Here is a 1812-nt window from a genome sequence, read left to right as displayed (position 1 = left end):
TGCAGGCCCTCTTTCTTGACCAGGTTCTTGAGCTGGACAAACTCCGGGCCCATCTGGACCTTCGCCTTGATCCACTCTGGCTTACGCTCCACCGGAACAGCAGAATTGCGCTGTTCAACGCGCAAAAGCTTCCGGCCTTCAGGTGCCAATGTCACAGTAGTGCTCCTTCGGGGGTAGCGACCAGGGCGTCTTCATTCTTGCGCAGTTCTTCAGTAATGCGGGACACGAGGTCAGCCGGGGCAACGTCATAGCCCGTTTCCTGGGCGATGGTTGTCACGCCGGCATCAGTGATGCCGCAGGCGATGATCTGGGAATAGGGCGCGAGGTCGTTGTTGCAGTTGATGGCGAACCCGTGCATGGTTACGCCCTCATGCACCCGGATGCCGATGGCGGCGATCTTCCGGTCCGGGCCCTTGCTGTCCGCGGTGATCCAGACACCGGCCCTGCCCTTGATGCGGACTGCGGTGATTCCGTAATCGGCCAGCACCGCGATGATCACGGCTTCCAGGCGTTCCACGTAGTCGCGGATCCCTGCCCGGTTCTTCAGTTTGATGATGGGGTATCCCACCAGCTGTCCGGGCCCGTGCCAGGTCAGTTTTCCGCCCCGGTCCACGGGCACCACCGGCGTGCCGTCGAAGGGCCGTTCATGATCCTCGGTCCGTTTACCGGCCGTGTAGACGGCTGCGTGTTCCAGGAGGAGGACAGTGCTGGGGGCCACCCCCGCGACCACTTTGTCGTGGAGTTCGCTCTGGATCTGCCAACCCTGGGTGTAGTCGACAAAATCGGGAGCAAGACCCAGCTGTGAAAACTCAAGAGTCATGGCATCCAGCTTAGACGCCGCGGCGTCCCGTGCCCGGTTTAGTGTTGAAGCTCACCCGCCTGCCGGAGGCACATCACACGGCAGCTCCCAGCGTGGCCGGGCGCTGCCGTCAAGCCTGTGGATAACTTCTGCACGGCGAAGAGGATTCGGCTAGACATGTCGTATGGAAATTTCGCAGGTGCCCGAGGTGCCGCCCGGGGTGCCCGGCTTCGCCTTGGGACGCATGCTGGGCCGCGGAGGGAGCGCGACGGTCTGGCTGGCCAGGGAGAACCGGACCGGCCGGAACTTTGCCCTCAAGTGCTTCCACCCCGGCAAGGGCGGCCCAGCCGGAGGTGAACCGCTGACTGAGGAAGCGGTCCGGCGCGAGATCCGCATCCTGTCAGTCCTGGACCACCAGCACCTGGTCAAAGCACATGACGCAGTCCGGTTTCCAGGACAGCCAGAAGGCGGCACGGCCTTGGTGATGGATTATGCGCCGGGTGGGTCCCTGGCCGGCCTGGTGGCCAGCCGCGGAAAGTTGAGCGTTGGCGAAACGGTGACGGTGCTGACACCCATCGCCCAAGCGCTGGGATACCTGCACGGCAAGGGATTCACCCATGCGGACGTCTCGCCGGGAAACGTCCTGTTCACCGGACAGGGCAAGCCCTTGCTGTCCGACGTCGGCATCGCGCGGATGCTGGGCGACCCCGGCTGTGCTGCAGCGTCAGGAACACCGGGCTTCGTGGACCCGTCACCGGTGGACGCCGTGCGTGGGCTGCAGCCCGAACGGGATGTCTATTCGACGGCGGCGCTGGGCTGGTTCTGCCTCACCGGCCAGGCTCCGCCCAGGACCGCGGGCCGGCCGCCGCTGCCGCTCCTGGTCCCGGACGTTCCGCGGGAGCTGGCCGCTGCACTGGAAGCAGGCCTGAACGAGGACCGGGGACATCCGGGACCTCTTTACGGAGGACGCGCGGTACGAGACGCGGCCGGGCGATCCGGAGGCGTGGATGGGC

The 1812-nt window shown here is 65.2% G+C and carries 2 protein-coding genes and 1 pseudogene; 1 reads left to right on the top strand and 2 read right to left on the bottom strand.

Translation table 11 applies throughout. The annotated features are described in order from the left end of the window. Positions 1-155 (bottom strand): annotated as a pseudogene (locus ACKAE7_RS20910) (lipoyl synthase); the annotation flags it as partial. Then, positions 152-820 (bottom strand): lipoyl(octanoyl) transferase LipB, encoded by a 669-nt coding sequence (gene lipB, locus ACKAE7_RS20905; protein WP_238340899.1) that lies wholly within the window; start codon positions 818-820, stop codon positions 152-154. The pseudogene ACKAE7_RS20910 and the gene lipB, both read right to left, overlap by 4 nt. 163 nt (positions 821-983) lie before the next feature. Between lipB and ACKAE7_RS20900 the strand changes: the two genes are divergently transcribed. After that, the coding region (locus ACKAE7_RS20900) for a serine/threonine-protein kinase (protein ID WP_408980208.1) at positions 984-1812 on the top strand (829 nt) is incomplete at its 3' end.

The organism is Pseudarthrobacter sp. NKDBFgelt (assembly GCF_046097905.1).
GTDB classification, from domain to species: domain Bacteria; phylum Actinomycetota; class Actinomycetes; order Actinomycetales; family Micrococcaceae; genus Arthrobacter; species Arthrobacter polychromogenes.
This window is presented reverse-complemented; position numbering and strand designations above follow the sequence as displayed.

Excerpts from the sequence above, each read along its gene's own strand:
- lipB (WP_238340899.1), bottom strand. The coding sequence starts at position 820 with ATGACTCTTGAGTTTTCACAGCTGGGTCTTGCTCCCGATTTTGTCGAC.